At 68.0% G+C, this 14,894-nt stretch carries 15 protein-coding genes; 13 read left to right on the top strand and 2 right to left on the bottom strand.

The genetic code is table 11. From position 1 onward, the window contains the following. The first annotated feature begins 70 nt into the window (after positions 1–70). The 8 genes from HII28_RS00210 to HII28_RS00245 all read left to right on the top strand — a co-directional run bounded on the left by HII28_RS00210 (position 71) and on the right by HII28_RS00245 (position 8,698). Positions 71–661, top strand: coding sequence for a YbhB/YbcL family Raf kinase inhibitor-like protein (locus HII28_RS00210; RefSeq protein ID WP_170023393.1), 591 nt, complete (start codon positions 71–73; stop codon positions 659–661). A 92-nt stretch (positions 662–753) separates the two neighbouring features. Then, positions 754–2,211, top strand: a complete 1,458-nt coding sequence (locus HII28_RS00215; protein WP_240977184.1) for an ATP-binding protein — start codon at positions 754–756, stop codon at positions 2,209–2,211. Then, complete coding sequence (locus HII28_RS00220; RefSeq protein ID WP_240977186.1) at positions 2,204–4,300, top strand: VWA domain-containing protein; 2,097 nt, start codon at positions 2,204–2,206, stop codon at positions 4,298–4,300. The genes HII28_RS00215 and HII28_RS00220 overlap by 8 nt, the downstream gene beginning before the upstream one ends. Positions 4,301–4,391: 91 nt before the next feature. Then, entirely contained in the window at positions 4,392–6,110 is a 1,719-nt protein-coding gene (locus HII28_RS00225; RefSeq protein WP_170023394.1) for an AMP-binding protein, read from the top strand. A 94-nt stretch (positions 6,111–6,204) separates the two neighbouring features. Then, complete coding sequence (locus tag HII28_RS00230) at positions 6,205–6,375, top strand: hypothetical protein (protein WP_170023395.1); 171 nt, start codon at positions 6,205–6,207, stop codon at positions 6,373–6,375. A 4-nt stretch (positions 6,376–6,379) separates the two neighbouring features. Next, positions 6,380–6,775: a VOC family protein gene (locus HII28_RS00235; protein WP_346769120.1), complete on the top strand. Its 396-nt coding sequence runs from the start codon at positions 6,380–6,382 to the stop codon at positions 6,773–6,775. 237 nt (positions 6,776–7,012) lie between these two features. Next, on the top strand, positions 7,013–7,753 hold the full coding sequence (locus tag HII28_RS00240) for a siderophore-interacting protein (protein WP_170023396.1): 741 nt from the start codon (positions 7,013–7,015) through the stop codon (positions 7,751–7,753). Between the two features lie 81 nt (positions 7,754–7,834). Beyond that, complete coding sequence (locus HII28_RS00245; RefSeq protein WP_170023397.1) at positions 7,835–8,698, top strand: alpha/beta hydrolase; 864 nt, start codon at positions 7,835–7,837, stop codon at positions 8,696–8,698. Here HII28_RS00245 and HII28_RS00250 read toward each other — a convergent pair. Next, on the bottom strand, positions 8,681–9,400 hold the full coding sequence (locus HII28_RS00250) for a methyltransferase domain-containing protein (RefSeq protein ID WP_170023398.1): 720 nt from the start codon (positions 9,398–9,400) through the stop codon (positions 8,681–8,683). The genes HII28_RS00245 and HII28_RS00250 overlap by 18 nt on opposite strands. After that, positions 9,400–9,861, bottom strand: coding sequence for an SRPBCC family protein (locus tag HII28_RS00255; protein ID WP_170023399.1), 462 nt, complete (start codon positions 9,859–9,861; stop codon positions 9,400–9,402). The genes HII28_RS00250 and HII28_RS00255 overlap by 1 nt, the downstream gene beginning before the upstream one ends. A 192-nt stretch (positions 9,862–10,053) precedes the next feature. Between HII28_RS00255 and HII28_RS00260 the strand changes: the two genes are divergently transcribed. The 5 genes from HII28_RS00260 to kdpC all read left to right on the top strand — a co-directional run bounded on the left by HII28_RS00260 (position 10,054) and on the right by kdpC (position 14,886). Further along, complete coding sequence (locus HII28_RS00260) at positions 10,054–10,227, top strand: hypothetical protein (RefSeq protein ID WP_170023400.1); 174 nt, start codon at positions 10,054–10,056, stop codon at positions 10,225–10,227. Further along, positions 10,224–10,313, top strand: a complete 90-nt coding sequence (kdpF, locus tag HII28_RS19980) for a K(+)-transporting ATPase subunit F (RefSeq protein WP_170023401.1) — start codon at positions 10,224–10,226, stop codon at positions 10,311–10,313. The genes HII28_RS00260 and kdpF overlap by 4 nt, the downstream gene beginning before the upstream one ends. A gap of 4 nt (positions 10,314–10,317) precedes the next feature. After that, entirely contained in the window at positions 10,318–11,994 is a 1,677-nt protein-coding gene (gene kdpA, locus HII28_RS00270) for a potassium-transporting ATPase subunit KdpA (protein WP_170023402.1), read from the top strand. 2 nt (positions 11,995–11,996) lie between these two features. Beyond that, complete coding sequence (kdpB, locus tag HII28_RS00275; RefSeq protein ID WP_170023403.1) at positions 11,997–14,165, top strand: potassium-transporting ATPase subunit KdpB; 2,169 nt, start codon at positions 11,997–11,999, stop codon at positions 14,163–14,165. 94 nt (positions 14,166–14,259) lie between these two features. Continuing rightward, positions 14,260–14,886 carry a potassium-transporting ATPase subunit KdpC gene (gene kdpC, locus HII28_RS00280; RefSeq protein WP_170023404.1) on the top strand — a complete coding sequence of 209 codons (627 nt, stop codon included), beginning with the start codon at positions 14,260–14,262 and terminating at the stop codon, positions 14,884–14,886. The last annotated feature ends 8 nt before the right edge of the window (positions 14,887–14,894 follow it).

Consider the following 14,894-nt stretch of genomic DNA (forward strand, 5'->3'; position numbering starts at 1 on the left):
ACCTCCTCGCCAAGCTGCCCATGGAACTCGGCCGCGCCGGCCCCCGCCGGCGCATCGGAAGGACGGCGTTGTGGCTCTGGTGGACTGGCTTATCACCCCTCTCGGCTGGGCGTTGCGTGGCAAGCGCACCGATCCAGGCGGAAGCGTGCAGTTCGCACCGCAGCTGGGCGCGACCGGATCCTTCGGTGCGCTCACGATCACGTCGCCGTCGTTCGGTGCCGATCAGGAGATCCCGCGCAAGCACAGCGGCATCGGTCGTGGGCCCAATGTCTCGCCCGGCCTCGACTGGGGGCGGCTGCCCGAGGGCACGGAGCAGATCCTGCTCATCATCGAGGACACGGATGTCCCGATGGCGCAGCCGATCATCCACACCATCGCTCTCCTCGAGCCGGCATCGCCGACCGGCGTCCCCGGCATCCCGGAAGGCGCCATGACCCCCGGCAATCTGCGGGTGCACTATGTTCCCGCGTTCCGTGGCTGGGTGGGCTACAGCGGACCGCGCCCGCTGCCCGGCCACGGCGTGCACCACTACGGATTCCACGTCTACGCGCTCGACACCGTGATCGATGCCCACGCCGCTGCCGGCATCCGCGAGCTGCTCGAGCTCGTGCACGGGCACGTGCTCGCCTCAGGAGTGCTCACCGGCACGCAGCGCAGCTGACGGCGGCGGGCCTTCCCGTGCTCGCGAGCGGCACCGTGTGAACCCTGCGTGACATCCACCCGATCGCGGGGGCACCGTGCGTATCGTGAAGCATGACCGCTTCGAATCAGCAGTACCCCCTGCAGCACGGCGCACCGACGGGTGCGAACGGGCCGGGCGCGACCTCAACGGCGCCGCACATCGGCACGCTGGGCGAGCTGAAGGCATCCGGTCATGTGCAGAAGTCGCTGCGGTCCGAGCTGCGCGACAATCTGCTGGACAAGCTCCGCGCCGGAGAGGATGCCTGGCCGGGCGTGCACGGATTCGAGTCGACCGTCATCCCTCAGCTCGAGCGTGCGCTGCTGGCCGGACACGACATCGTGCTCCTCGGCGAGCGCGGACAGGGCAAGACCCGTGTGCTGCGCACCATCGCCGGACTCCTCGACGAGTGGACACCCGTCATCGACGGCTCCGAGCTGGGGGAGCATCCGTATCAGCCGATCACGTACGAGTCCATCCGCAGAGCCGCCGAGCTCGGCGACGACCTGCCAGTGGCGTGGCGGCACCGCAGCGAGCGCTACGTCGAGAAGCTCGCGACGCCCGACACGTCGGTCGCCGACCTGATCGGTGACGTCGATCCGATGAAGGTCGCGGAAGGCCGCTCGCTCGGCGACCCGGAGACCATCCACTTCGGGCTCATCCCACGCAGCCATCGCGGCATCGTCGCCATCAACGAGCTTCCCGACCTTGCGGAGCGCATCCAGGTGTCGATGCTCAACGTGATGGAGGAGCGGGACATCCAGATCCGCGGCTACGTGCTGCGCCTTCCGCTCGATGTGCTCGTCGTCGCCAGTGCCAACCCTGAGGACTACACGAACCGCGGGCGCATCATCACGCCGTTGAAGGACCGGTTCGGTGCCGAGATCCGCACGCACTATCCCCGGCAGCTCGAGGCGGAGGTCGCCGTGATCCGGCAGGAGGCCGAGCTGGTCGCGGATGTTCCCGATCACCTGATCGAGATCCTCGCCCGGTTCACGCGCAACCTGCGCGAGTCGAGTTCGATCGACCAGCGCAGCGGCGTGAGCGCCCGCTTCGCGATCGCGGGCGCCGAGACGATCGCGGCCGCAGCGCTGCATCGAGCGACGTCACGCGGTGAGGAGGAGGCGGTCGCCCGCACGGTCGACCTCACGACGGCCGTCGACGTGCTGGGCGGCAAGATCGAGTTCGAGACGGGGGAGCAGGGGCGCGAATCCGAGGTGCTCACCCATCTGCTGCGCACGGCGACAGCAGACGCGGTCCGTGCCCACTTCCGCGGCATCGACTTCGCACCGCTCGTCGCCGCGATCGAGTCGGGGGCCATGGTGACCACCGGTGAGCGGGTCACCGCAGCCGCGTTCCTCGCAGGACTTCCCATGCTGGGCGAATCCCCGGCCTACGACGAGGTCGTCGAACGACTCGGCGCGCACAGCGACGGCGAGCGCGCCGCCGCGATCGAGCTGGCACTGGAGGGCCTCTACCTCGCGCGCAAGATCGGCAAGGACACCGATGGGAGCGAGACCATCTATGGCTGAGCATCCGGACGCCAGGAAGGGCAAGAGCCACCTCAGCCGCTTCCGCCGCTACGAGGGAGGCGACCCGCTCGCGCCACCCGTCGACCTCGCGGACGCCCTCGACGCGATCGGCGAGGATGTCATGGCCGGGTACTCCCCGGAGAGGGCGCTGAGCGAATACCTGCGCAGGGGCGGCCGCGACCAGCTGGGCCTCGACGACCTCGCGCGCCGCGTGGCCGAACGACGCAGGGATCTGCTGCGGCGACACGACCTCGGCGGCACGCTGCAGGAGATCCAGAAGCTGCTCGAGCACGCCGTGTTGGAGGAGCGCAAGCAGCTCGCCCGCGACGTCGACATGGACGACACCGATCGCTCCTTCGCCGAGATGCGGCTGGAGAACCTGCCGGCCTCGACATCCGCAGCCGTGAACGAGCTCGGCGACTACGACTGGCGCTCGCCGCAGGCCAGGGCCGACTACCAGAAGATCAAGGACATGCTCGGGCAGGAACTGCTCGGCCAGCGTTTCGAAGGTATGAAGCAGACGCTGCAGAACGTCACCGATGAGGATCGGCAGCAGGTCAACAAGATGCTGTCCGATCTCAACGAGCTGCTCGACAAGCATCGGCGCGGCGAGGACACGCAGCAGGACTTCGAGGAGTTCATGGCCGAGCACGGCCAGTACTTCCCGGAGAACCCGCAGAACGTCGACGAACTGATCGACGCGCTCGCCCAGCGGTCCGCAGCAGCCCAGCGCATGCTCAACTCGATGAGCGAGGAGCAGCGGCAGGAACTGATGGAGCTGTCCGCGCAGGCATTCGGTTCCCCGCAGCTCATGCAGCAACTCTCGGACCTGGACGGCAACCTGCGGGCGTTGCGCCCCGGCGAGGACTGGACGGGATCCGAGCGCTTCGACGGCGACCAGCCGCTCGGACTGGCCGACGGCGCCCAGGCGCTCGCCGACATCGCCGATCTCGACGAGCTGTCCGAGCAGCTGTCGCAGGGCTACGACGGTGCGCGCCTCGACGACGTCGACCTCGACAAGCTCGCCAGACAACTCGGCGACGAAGCTGCGGTGAACGCCAGAACGCTTCGCGAGCTCGAGCATGCCCTGCGTAAGAGCAACACGTTCCGCCGCGACTCCCAGGGCAATCTGCAGCTCACACCGAAGGCGATGCGACAGCTCGGTCAGAGCCTGCTGAAGGACATCGCCAAGCGGATGTCGCGGCGCGCCGGTGAGCGCGACGTGCGGCTCGCAGGCGCGGCGGGGGAGTCATCCGGTGCCACGAAGCCGTGGGAGTTCGGCGCGACCGAGCCGTGGGACATCCCGCGCACGATCCTGAACGGTGTGCTTCGCAGGGCGGCCGGAGGGGCCGCGCCGGGGACCGCTGGTCCAGGCGGACGGCTCATGGAGCTCGACGACATCGAGGTGGCCGAGACCGAGACGCGCACGCAGGCGGCCGTCGCGCTGCTCGTCGACACGTCGTTCTCCATGGCGATGGACGGACGCTGGGTGCCGATGAAGCGCACGGCGCTCGCGCTGCACACGCTCATCCGCACCCGGTTCAGGGACGACAGCCTGCAGCTCATCGGATTCTCCCGGCACGCTCAGGTGATGGACATCGAGGAGCTCACCGGGCTCGACGCCATGTGGGACAAGGGAACGAACCTGCACCACGCGCTCCTGTTGGCCAACAGGCACTTCCGCAAGCATCCGGATGCGCAGCCCGTACTCCTCGTCGTCACCGACGGCGAGCCGACCTCGCACCTCGAAGCCGACGGATCGGTGCGCTTCGCCTACCCGCCGCACCCGATCACCATCGCGCACACCGTTGACGAGCTGGATGTGTCGCAGCGACTGGGCGCGCAGATCACGATCTTCCGGCTCGGATCCGATCCGGGACTCGCGCGCTTCGTTGATTCGTTGGCCGAACGGGTCGACGGACGCGTCGTCGCGCCGGAGCTCGACGACCTCGGGGTCGCCGTCGTGGACAGCTACCTCGGGTCGAGGTGGGCGGGCGGCGGGCCGGGTGGCTCGGCATCCGGATCCGGGTACGACGGAGGCGGCTGGTTCGGCCGCGGCGGCTGGGTGGACGGCGGCCTGTTCGGCTAGTCGCGGGTAGGCTTCCAGCGATCCGAATCGTTTCGTGCCACGCAGCCCGGCCAGTGCGGCCGGCCCGCGGCCCCCGTGCAGTGGAGCACCCATGACCTTCCGTACGCGTCCCGCAACGGCGGGGACCACCGCAGTCCGCGCAGCGCGAGACTTCCTGTTCGAGCACGGGACGGACTACGACGGCGCGGTCGCCGGATTCGCCTGGCCGCAGCTGGAGGAGTTCAACTTCGCGCTCGAATGGTTCGACGTCGTGGCGGGGGAGCATCCGGATCGCGCGGCCGTGACCATCGTCGGTGCCGACAACAGCGCGCGCTCGTGGAGCTACGCGGAGCTGTCGCGGCGCAGCGACCAGGTGGCGAACTGGCTGACCGGGCTCGGCATCCGTCGCGGCTCGCACGTTGTCGTCATGCTGAACAACACGATCGAGCTGTGGGAGATCATGCTCGGCATCGCGAAGGTCGGCGCCGTCTCCGTGCCGACGTCGACCCTGCTGTCGGCCTCGGACCTCGCCTTCCGGGTCGTGAAGAGCGAGGCGGGCGCGGTCGTGACCCTCACCGACCTCGCCGATCGGCTGGACGGCCTCGACGCTTCGCTGATCCGTATCGGCGTCGGCGCCGGCGTGCCCTCCGGATGGGTCGCCATGGAGGCCTCGCACGGCGTCTCCGACGACTTCATCCCCGACGGTCCGACGCCCGCAGGCGACACCAGCCTGCTCTACTTCACCTCCGGCACCACGAATCGCCCCAAGCTCGTCGAGCACACCAACGTGTCGTACCCGCTCGGACACCTCTCCACGATGTGGTGGCTGGGGGTGCGGCCAGGCGACGTGCACCTCAACATCTCATCGCCCGGCTGGGCGAAGCATGCCTGGAGCAGCTTTTATTCGCCGTTCCTCGCTCAGGCGACGGTGTTCGTGTACGACTACACGAGGTTCGACCCGGTCGCCCTGATGGACGTGATGCAGACGCACGAGGTTTCGACGTTCTGCGCGCCGCCGACGGTGTGGCGCATGCTCATCCAGGCCGACCTCACCCGACTCTCGACCCCGCCGCGAGAGCTCGTCGGCGCCGGCGAGCCCCTCAACCCCGAGGTGATCCACCGCGTTCGGGATGCCTGGGGCTCGACCATCCGTGACGGCTACGGCCAGACCGAGATGACGTGCTCCGTCGGCAATTCGCCAGGGCAGCGTGTGAAGGACGGATCCATGGGGCGTCCGCTGCCCGGGTATCCGGTGGTGCTCGTCGACACGGTCACGGGTGAGGAGTCGTCGACCGAGGGCGAGGTGTGCCTCGACCTGTCGCAGCCGATCCTCGGCCTGATGCGGGAGTACTACGGGGAACCGGATGCCACCGCCCGGTCGCGACGCGGGGGCTACTGGCACACCGGAGACATCGCCTCGCGGGACGAGGCCGGGTATCTCACCTACGTGGGGCGTGCGGACGACGTGTTCAAGGCATCCGACTACAAGATCTCGCCCTTCGAACTGGAGTCCGTGCTGCTCGAGCACGACTTCGTGGTGGAGGCGGCAGTCGTGCCCAGCCCCGACCCGGTGCGGCTCGCGGTGCCGAAGGCGTATGTGACCGTGACGGCCGAGGCGTCGGCCGACGAGGATGCCGCGGCGCGCGCCATCTTCGCGTTCGCCATGGAGCGGCTCTCCGCGCACCAGCGTGTGCGCATCATCGAGTTCGTGCCCGAACTGCCGAAGACGATCTCCGGCAAGATCCGGCGGATCGACCTGCGGGTCAGGGAGCGCGAGCGCATCGAGGCCGGCGACACGACCGGTCAGTTCCTCGACCGCGACTACCGCTGACCAGAGGGGATCACGGAGGTCGTTGCGGAAGTGACACGGCGTACGGCCGAACCTAGACTCGTGAACACACCACGACGTTCAGGGGGATACGATCATGGCCGATCTCGAGACGCAGGCGCTCATCGCTGACGCCCGCCAGGCGGCGAGTGCCGCGAGCTTCGACATCCAGCAGCTGCCGGAGAACTCGATCGAGCGCCAGGCCCTGCACAATCTCATCACGGCCGTCGACGCGCTGATCTCCGCCGTCGACTCCGACGACGACTGATCCGGTGCAGGCGCATCTCAGGGTGATGAGCGTCTTCGTCGACGACCAGGCGAAGGCGCTGGAGTTCTACACGAAGACGCTCGGATTCCTGCCGAAGGCGGACGTCCCGGTGGGGGAGGACCGCTGGCTGACGGTCGTCGGCGCCGATGCGCCGGACGGCGTCGAGCTGCTCCTGGAACCCGGCAGCAATCCGGCGGCCATCGCGTACACCGCTTCCCTGCGGGAGCAGGGCATCCCTGCCGCGCAGTTCGGGGTGGACGACCTCGTCGCCGCCCACGACGAGCTCAGCGCAAAAGGCGTGCGGTTCACGCTCGGGCCGACGCCGATGGGTCCCGTCGTCGGAATGGTGCTCGACGACACGTGCGGAAACCTGATCCAGCTGGTCGGGCCGGCCGCCTGACGCCTCCTGTCGGCACGGTTCCCTCGTCGGCGGGACAGCTCGCGTCTGCCTGACATACTCGCGGCATCGTGGCTTCCAATCATGATTAGGTTTGCCTAACCTAACAAGAGCCGATAAGGTCGTGCGCGCGGCTCCCCGCTCATCCCTTTTCGTGCTCGCACGGGAGAGCGGATGCCGCACGACGACACGACCGCACCGCGCCTCCCCATGCCGATGGTGCCCGAGAAGAGGAGTCCCATGGCGGCCAACTGGCAACGCGGCGTGCTGAAGGCGATGGGGGTGAAGAACCATCCGGTCGAGGTGGTCGGCGTCACGGACATCACACCGTGGTACCGCCGCATCCGTTTCTCCGCGCCGGGATTCCTCGACGAGCTCGAGGTGCATCCCACCGTCTGGCTGAGACTGTGGGTTCCGTCGCTCACCCGCGCGAAGGTCGTGCAGCGCGGGTACACCATCCTGGAGCCCGATAGCGAGGCCGCCGAGTTCAGCCTCGACTTCGTGCTGCACGAGCCGACGGGTCCCGCGGCCGCCTGGGCGAAGGATGCCCGACCCGGCACGCGAGCGGAAGTCGCTCACACTCCGCAGCGGCTTTCGATCGACCCGGCGACCCGTCTGATGCTGCTCCTCGGCGACACGACGGCGCTGCCCGCGATCGCAACACTCATCCGGGCGGCGCCCGACGCGGCCACCAAGCACGTCGTCATCATGGACGACCATCCCGACCACCACCTCCTGCCGCTGAACCCGGATGCCCGTACCACCGTCTTGTGGGCGCGCCCCGATCCCACGGGCGCGAGCCTCGTGGGCGCACTGCAGGAATCGCTGCAGGTCGACGTGACGCAGGCGACCTACCTGTGGGCTGCAGGCGAGCGCAAACTGGTGAAGGCCGTCCGCGAATACGCTCGCGGTCCGCTGGCGCTCGAACGCCATCAGCAGCACACGCAGAACTACTGGATCTTCGGGCACGACGCGGGCTGACCGGGGCGTCTCGGCAAGGCGGACAGCGCCCGGCAAGCGACCTGCATGCGCCGTGCAAGCGGTGCGAGCCACGATCGATGCATGACGACGTTCACGACCCACCACGTTCGATCCGCGGATGGCACGCCGATCGGTTTCCGTCGAGCCGGCTCCGGTCCGGCCGTCGTGCTCGTGCATGGTGGACTCCTGGCCTCGCAGCATCTCGTGGAGCTGGCGTCCGAACTGGCGGCATCGTTCGAGGTCTTCGTGCCCGATCGGCGCGGCCGTGGCATGAGCGGCCCGTATCGCGAGGTTGGGCGAAGCTTCGCCGAACAGGAGGCCGACGACATCCGCGCGCTCCTTCGCGAAAGCGGTGCCGCCGACCTCTTCGGGCTCAGCTCTGGCGCGATCGTCTGTCTCGAGGCGGTTCTCGGGCTGTCGGCCGTCCGCCGCCTCGCGCTGTACGAACCACCGCTGAGCGTGCGCGGATCCACCCCGACACGATGGCTCGATCGCTACGAGCGCGAGCTGGCCGCCGGGAAGCGGGCTTCGGCACTGATCACGGGGATGCGCGGCCTTGGCATCGACCCGGTGCTGAGTCGGATGCCGCACCTCGCCGCGCCCGTCATGAGCATGCTGCTGAAAACGGAGCGCACGAGCCCGGACGAGGTGGCGATCCGCGACCTCGTGCCCACCTGGCATCAGGACTTCGCGATCATCGGCGAGACGGCGGATCGCCTCGACCGATACCGGAACATCACCGCCGACACCCTGCTCCTGGAAGGATCGCGCAGTCCCGAGTTCCTGCATCACTCGATGGATGCGCTGCAGGCCGTTCTCCCGTCGTCCCACCGGATCGCGCTGCCGAAGCGTGGCCACCAGGCTCCCGTCGACCAGCCGCGCGTGATCGCGGCACTGCTCGCCGACTTCTTCCGCGGCAGGGATGCTTCAGGACTCCGACCCTGAAGCGACGGAACCGGTAGAGCCGGCGGACTCCGCTGAGCTGCCGGTCCCGACGGCCAGGAACGCCGTGCCGAAGCAGAGCTCGGTCCACGACGGATCCACGAGCGTGTCGCTCATGGTCGCCCGGATCCGCTGCCAGGGACGACGCGCGATCCACTCGTCGAGGGAGGCGGCGCGCACCACGGCGACGCCGAGCCGCGACATCCAGGCGGGTGTGCCGTCCGGCAGTTTGAGGTCGAGCACCACGTAGCGACCGCCGGGGGAGAGCGCGGCGGCACCGTGGGCGACGACCTCGTCGCACTCAGGCACCTGTGTCAGTGCGTAGGTGGACAGGATCGCGTCGACTCCCTTCGGGAAGCCGAAAGACGCGGCGTCGCCGTGCACGAGCCTCACGTTGTGCCACCCCTCCGAGGCGACGCGGTCCGCGGCCCGGCTCAGCATCGCATCGGTCATGTCGACACCCACCAGTCGTCCATCGGCGCCGATCGCGCGCTCGAGAAGCGGGAAGTTCAGCCCGGTGCCGCAGGCGACGTCGACAACTGTGGCACCGGGGTGCAGGCCGAGGGCTCGGACCGCGCGCAGGCGCTGCGAGCGCTGCGGGTAGCCCGGCACCGGATACAGCCGCGAGGTGACGTCGTAGTGCCTCGCCTTCTTGCGGTACGTCTCGATCAGGCGTTCCGTGGTGCGCTCCTCCTGGCTCACCACTACGTCGCGCCCGCCTGCACGTCGGACTCGACGGCGGCTTTGATCCCGGCCATCTCGATGTCGCTCACTCGCTGCACCTGACCCCGAAGAGCGTCCTCCGGGACCACGCGCATCACGTTCGAGAGATCGACCTCGACCCACATCATCGCGCTGGTCCCGCCGTCGTCGACGGGATCGAGTTCCATGCCCCACCGCGCTGGCGAGGTCCACATCGTGCCGGCGAACGCCATGGACCGCGGCGGCTCGACGGAGGTCACGCTCTCGCTCCGGCGGTGGTTCCAGCCGAGGTCCCGAGCCCGCTGGTCCACCCATCCGCCCGGCTGCAGCGGTCCGCCGTCGCGTACCCGGCATTCGACGACCGTCGGAGCCCACTCGGACCAACGTCCGACGTCGCACAGGTAGTCCCACACATCGCCGACGCTTGCGGCGACCGTGAGACGGCTCTCTGTCCTCATCGTCATCGAGATCACTCTTCGTGCTGTAACACGTACGTGCAGCGCGGTTGGTTCACACGGCAGATCGGCGGGGTCCGACCTCACGATTGCGGCACCCGCCTCAGAGGGACGGGAGGCGATACAGGCCGCCTCTCGCACGGAATCCGTTAGCGTCCCTCGGCGCCCCGTATGGATTCCGTTAGCGGACCGTATGGGGCCGTGGCAGAGGACTTCGATGGTGCCTTGGCCGCGATTGCGGCCCGCGACCGCTGCCAGCGGCACGCGGAATCGGAAACGGAGCACCACCTCGTGTTGGACGTCCTCTGCATACTCGGCGTCGTCGCCCTCGGCGTCGTCGTCTCTCTCGTGGGGAAGGCGGTGGAGAAGCTGTGATCTTCTTCGTCGTGCTGTCGGCGGCCCTCGCCGCGGCATCCCTCGTGTACCTCGTGTACGCCCTCGTGAAGCCGGAGAAGTTCTAGCCCGATGACTACCTTCTGGCTCTTCGTCGCTCAGCTCGCGACCGTCGCCCTCATGCTGGCGATCTGCTACCGGCCGCTCGGCGACTTCCTCGCACACACCTTCACCTCCCGCAAAGACCTCAGGGTGGAACGCGGCATCTATCGGCTGATCGGCGTCGACTCCTCCTCCGAGCAGAGCTGGCAGGTCTACCTGCGCAGTGTGCTCGCGTTCTCGATCGTCGGCGTGCTGCTGGTCTACCTCATTCAGCGGTTCCAGGCGTGGCTGCCCTATTCGCTGGGACTCCCCGCGGTTCCCGAGGGGCTGTCCTTCAACACCGCCATCTCGTTCGTCACCAACACAAATTGGCAGTCGTACTCGCCGGAGGCGACGGTCGGCTACACCGTGCAGATGGCGGCGCTCACGGTGCAGAACTTCGTGTCGGCCGCCGTCGGGCTCGCCGTCGCGATCGCGCTCGTCCGCGGATTCGCCGCACATCGCTCCGGCACGATCGGCAACTTCTGGGTCGACCTGATCCGGGGCATCCTGCGGATCCTGCTGCCCATCTCGGTCGTCTTCACCATCGTGCTGATCGCCGGAGGCGCGATCGAGAATCTGAACGCCGTGAACACGGTGCACACGCTCGCAGGCTCCACCCAGAGCATCCCGGGCGGTCCGGCGGCATCGCAGGAGACCATCAAGCTGCTGGGCAACAACGGCGGCGGGTTCTTCAACGCGAACTCGGCCCATCCCTTCGAGAACCCGACGGCCTGGACCAACGTCATCGAGGTGTTCCTCATGCTGCTCGTGCCGTTCAGCCTTCCCCGCACACTCGGCCGCATGGTCGGCGATCGCCGTCAGGGATACGCGGTGCTGGCGGCGATGGCGATCATCTTCGTCGTCTCCATCTCGCTGTTCACGTGGTTCGAGACCTCGACCGGCGGATCCGCGACGGTCGCCGCCGGCGGTGCGATGGAAGGCAAGGAGCAGAGGTTCGGCATCCTCGGCACCACGCTCTTCGGCACGACGAGCACGCTCACCTCGACCGGAGCGGTGGATGCCGCGCACGACAGCCTCACCCCGCTCGGCGGCATGATGACGATGCTCAACATGATGACCGGAGAGGTGGCGCCGGGAGGCATCGGTGCCGGGCTCTACGGGATCCTCGTGATGGCGATCGTCGCGGTGTTCCTCGCCGGGCTCATGGTCGGCCGCACACCGGAATACCTCCACAAGCGCATCGGCAGCCGCGAGATCAAGCTCGCGAGCCTGTACTTCCTCACCACGCCCACGCTGATCCTGGCGGGAACCGCGCTCAGCTTCGCCGTCCCCGGCGTCGTGCAGTCGGTGGAGAAGACCACCATCTTCAACCCTGGACAGCACGGGTTCTCGGAGATCCTCTACGCGTTCACCTCGGCCGGCAACAACAACGGATCCGCGTTCGGCGGCATCTCCGCCAACACGCCGTGGATGAACGCGGCGCTCGCCTCGGTCATGTTCCTCGCCCGCTTCGTGCCGATCGTGTTCGTGCTGGCGCTCGCCGGATCGCTGGCCGCCCAGGAGAAGTTGCCTGTCACCACCGGAACGTTGCCGACGCATCGACCGATGTTCGTCGGGCTGCTCATCGGAACGATCCTCATCATCACCGCGCTCACGTACTTCCCCGTCGTTGCGCTCGGACCCCTCGCAGAAGGACTGCACTGACCATGACCACCGTTTCTCTCAAGCCCGAAGGCTCCGAGGGCAGAACGCCCAGGCGGGGCGAGAAGGCACCGAAGGGCGCGTTCAGCCCCCGGCAGTTGTGGACGAGCCTCCCGGACGCCCTCCGCAAGCTGAGCCCGCGCGAGATGTGGCGCAACCCGGTGATGTTCATCGTGGAGGTGGGCGCTGCACTGACCACCCTGCTCGCGATCGCGCAGCCATTCCTCGGCGCTCAGGTGTCTGGCGGCACCACCACCTCCGTCGCCTTCACGTGGTGGATCGCTGTGTGGCTCTGGCTCACCGTCGTGTTCGCGACGCTGGCCGAGGCCGTTGCCGAGGGCCGTGGCAAGGCGCAGGCGGCGAGCCTGCGCAAGACGCGAACGACCACAACGGCCAATCGTGTCGTCGACTACGACGAAGCGGATCCCGGAGCGGTGCACGCGGCCATCACACAGGTCGCCTCAGCTGACCTGGGACTCGGCGACGTCGTGGTGGTCAGCGCGGGAGAGCTGATCCCTGGCGACGGTGACATCGTGTGGGGCATCGCATCCGTCGACGAGTCGGCGATCACCGGCGAGTCCGCTCCCGTCGTGCGCGAGTCCGGTGGCGACCGGAGTGCCGTCACCGGCGGCACTCGCGTGCTCTCCGACCGCATCGCGGTGCGTATCACGTCGAGACCGGGGGAGACCTTCGTCGACCGTATGATCCGTCTCGTTGAGGGTGCAGCCAGGCAGAAGACCCCCAACGAGATCGCTCTCAACATCCTGCTGGCCGGCCTGACGATCATCTTCGTGGTCGTGATCCTCGCGCTGGGACCCGTTGCCGGGTTCGCGGATGCCGCACCCACCATCACCGTGCTCGTCGCGCTGCTCGTGTGCCTCATCCCGACGACGATCGGTGCGCTTCTGTCGGCCATCGGCATCGCGGGCATGGACCGCCTCGTGCAGCGCAACGTGCTGGCCATGTCCGGCCGTGCAGTCGAGGCGGCGGGCGACGTCAACACGCTGCTGCTCGACAAGACCGGCACGATCACGTACGGCAACCGTCAGGCCAGTGAGTTCCTGCCGGTGAACGGCACGGAGCTGAACGAGCTCGTGGACGCCGCCGCCATGGCATCCCTGAGCGATCCGACGCCCGAGGGCTCGTCCGTGATCACGCTGGCGAAGGACATCGGACGGATCCCGCCGGCATCCGTGCCGGGTGACGTCGTGCCGTTCACCGCGCAGACGCGCATGAGTGGCGTCGACCTCAACGACGGATCGCAGATCCGCAAGGGTGCCGCCAGCGCGGTGCTGGCCTGGGCTCAGCAGAATGCCTCCGCCACGGATCCGGTCGCGCCGGCCGTCGTCGCGGAACTCGACCAGGTCGTCGAACGGATCTCGCAGTCCGGCGGCACGCCGTTGGCGGTGGCGACCCGCGACGCCGACGGGACCACGCGCATCCTTGGCGTGATCCACCTGAAGGATGTCGTCAAGACCGGCCTCGTCGAGCGGTTCGCCGACATGCGGCGCATGGGCATCCGCACCGTCATGGTCACCGGCGACAACCCGCTCACCGCGAAGGCCATCGCCGAAGAAGCCGGCGTCGACGACTTCCTCGCAGAGGCGACCCCTGAGGACAAGCTCGCGCTCATCAGGCGCGAGCAGGAGGGCGGCAAGCTCGTCGCGATGACCGGAGACGGCACGAACGACGCGCCCGCGCTGGCTCAGGCCGATGTCGGCGTCGCGATGAACACGGGAACGTCGGCCGCGAAGGAGGCCGGCAACATGGTCGATCTCGACTCTGATCCGACCAAGCTCATCGACATCGTCTCGATCGGCAAGCAGCTGCTCATCACACGCGGTGCACTGACCACGTTCTCGATCGCCAATGACGTCGCGAAGTACTTCGCGATCATCCCGGCCATGTTCGTCGGCGTGTTCCCCGGGCTGCAGGCGCTGAACATCATGCAGCTGCACTCGCCGTCGTCCGCGATCCTCTCCGCCGTCATCTTCAACGCGATCATCATCGTGATCCTGATCCCGCTCGCTCTGCGCGGTGTGCGCTACCGGCCGTCGTCGGCGTCGAGCCTGCTCGGTCGCAACCTGCTCGTGTACGGCATCGGCGGCATCATCGCCCCGTTCATCGGCATCAAGCTCATCGATCTCCTGGTGGCGCTGATCCCCGGATTCTGACCAGGAAGACGCTCGAGGCCGGCATATGCCGCTCGCGACATGTGCCGGCCGACCATTCGTGACAGACCTTGCAAGAAGAGAAGAGAAACAGCAGATGAGTCCCACACTCCGGGGAACCGGCAGGCAGTACTGGGTCGCCGTGCGCGCCATGATCGTGCTGACCGCCCTGCTCGGCGTCGTCTACCCGTTGGTGATGACCGGCATCGGGCAGCTGACGATGCCCGCACAGGCGAACGGATCCCTGATCACCTCGAACGGAGCGACGGTCGGCTCCAGCCTGATCGGCCAATCCTTCACCGACAAGAAGGGCAAGCCGCTGCCGCAATGGTTCCAGTCGCGCCCGTCCGCGGCCGGTGACGGATACGACGCCAACGCCTCCAGTCCGAGCAACCTCGGCCCGAACAATCCCGACCTGACGAAGGCTGTTCGGGAGCGCAAGGCGACGATCGAGAAGGTCGACTCTGTGGACGCCGCGAGCATCCCGCCCGACGCTCTCACGGCATCCGGGTCCGGCCTCGACCCGCACATCTCTCCCGCGTACGCCCTGCTTCAGGTCGACGCTGTCGCGAACGCGCGAGGGATCTCCGCCTCCAAGGTCGAAGCGCTCGTGAAGTCTATGATTCAGGGGCGAGACCTCGGATATCTGGGCGAGCCGACGGTGAACGTTCTGCAGCTCAACCTGGCGCTGTCGAAGATGGATCCCGAGGGAGACAAGGGTTAGCGCGGAGC

It is taken from the genome of Planctomonas sp. JC2975 (assembly GCF_012985205.1).
GTDB lineage: Bacteria > Actinomycetota > Actinomycetes > Actinomycetales > Microbacteriaceae > Humibacter.

Bases quoted from the DNA above. Each gene is read 5' to 3' on its own strand.
- HII28_RS00245 (WP_170023397.1), top strand. From the start codon at position 7,835: ATGACGACGTTCACGACCCACCACGTTCGATCCGCGGATGGCACGCCG.
- HII28_RS00240 (WP_170023396.1), top strand. From the start codon at position 7,013: ATGGCGGCCAACTGGCAACGCGGCGTGCTGAAGGCGATGGGGGTGAAG.
- kdpA (WP_170023402.1), top strand. From the start codon at position 10,318: ATGACTACCTTCTGGCTCTTCGTCGCTCAGCTCGCGACCGTCGCCCTC.
- HII28_RS00225 (WP_170023394.1), top strand. From the start codon at position 4,392: ATGACCTTCCGTACGCGTCCCGCAACGGCGGGGACCACCGCAGTCCGC.
- kdpB (WP_170023403.1), top strand. From the start codon at position 11,997: ATGACCACCGTTTCTCTCAAGCCCGAAGGCTCCGAGGGCAGAACGCCC.
- HII28_RS00230 (WP_170023395.1), top strand. From the start codon at position 6,205: ATGGCCGATCTCGAGACGCAGGCGCTCATCGCTGACGCCCGCCAGGCG.
- kdpC (WP_170023404.1), top strand. From the start codon at position 14,260: ATGAGTCCCACACTCCGGGGAACCGGCAGGCAGTACTGGGTCGCCGTG.
- HII28_RS00255 (WP_170023399.1), bottom strand. From the start codon at position 9,861: ATGACGATGAGGACAGAGAGCCGTCTCACGGTCGCCGCAAGCGTCGGC.
- HII28_RS00215 (WP_240977184.1), top strand. From the start codon at position 754: ATGACCGCTTCGAATCAGCAGTACCCCCTGCAGCACGGCGCACCGACG.
- HII28_RS00220 (WP_240977186.1), top strand. From the start codon at position 2,204: ATGGCTGAGCATCCGGACGCCAGGAAGGGCAAGAGCCACCTCAGCCGC.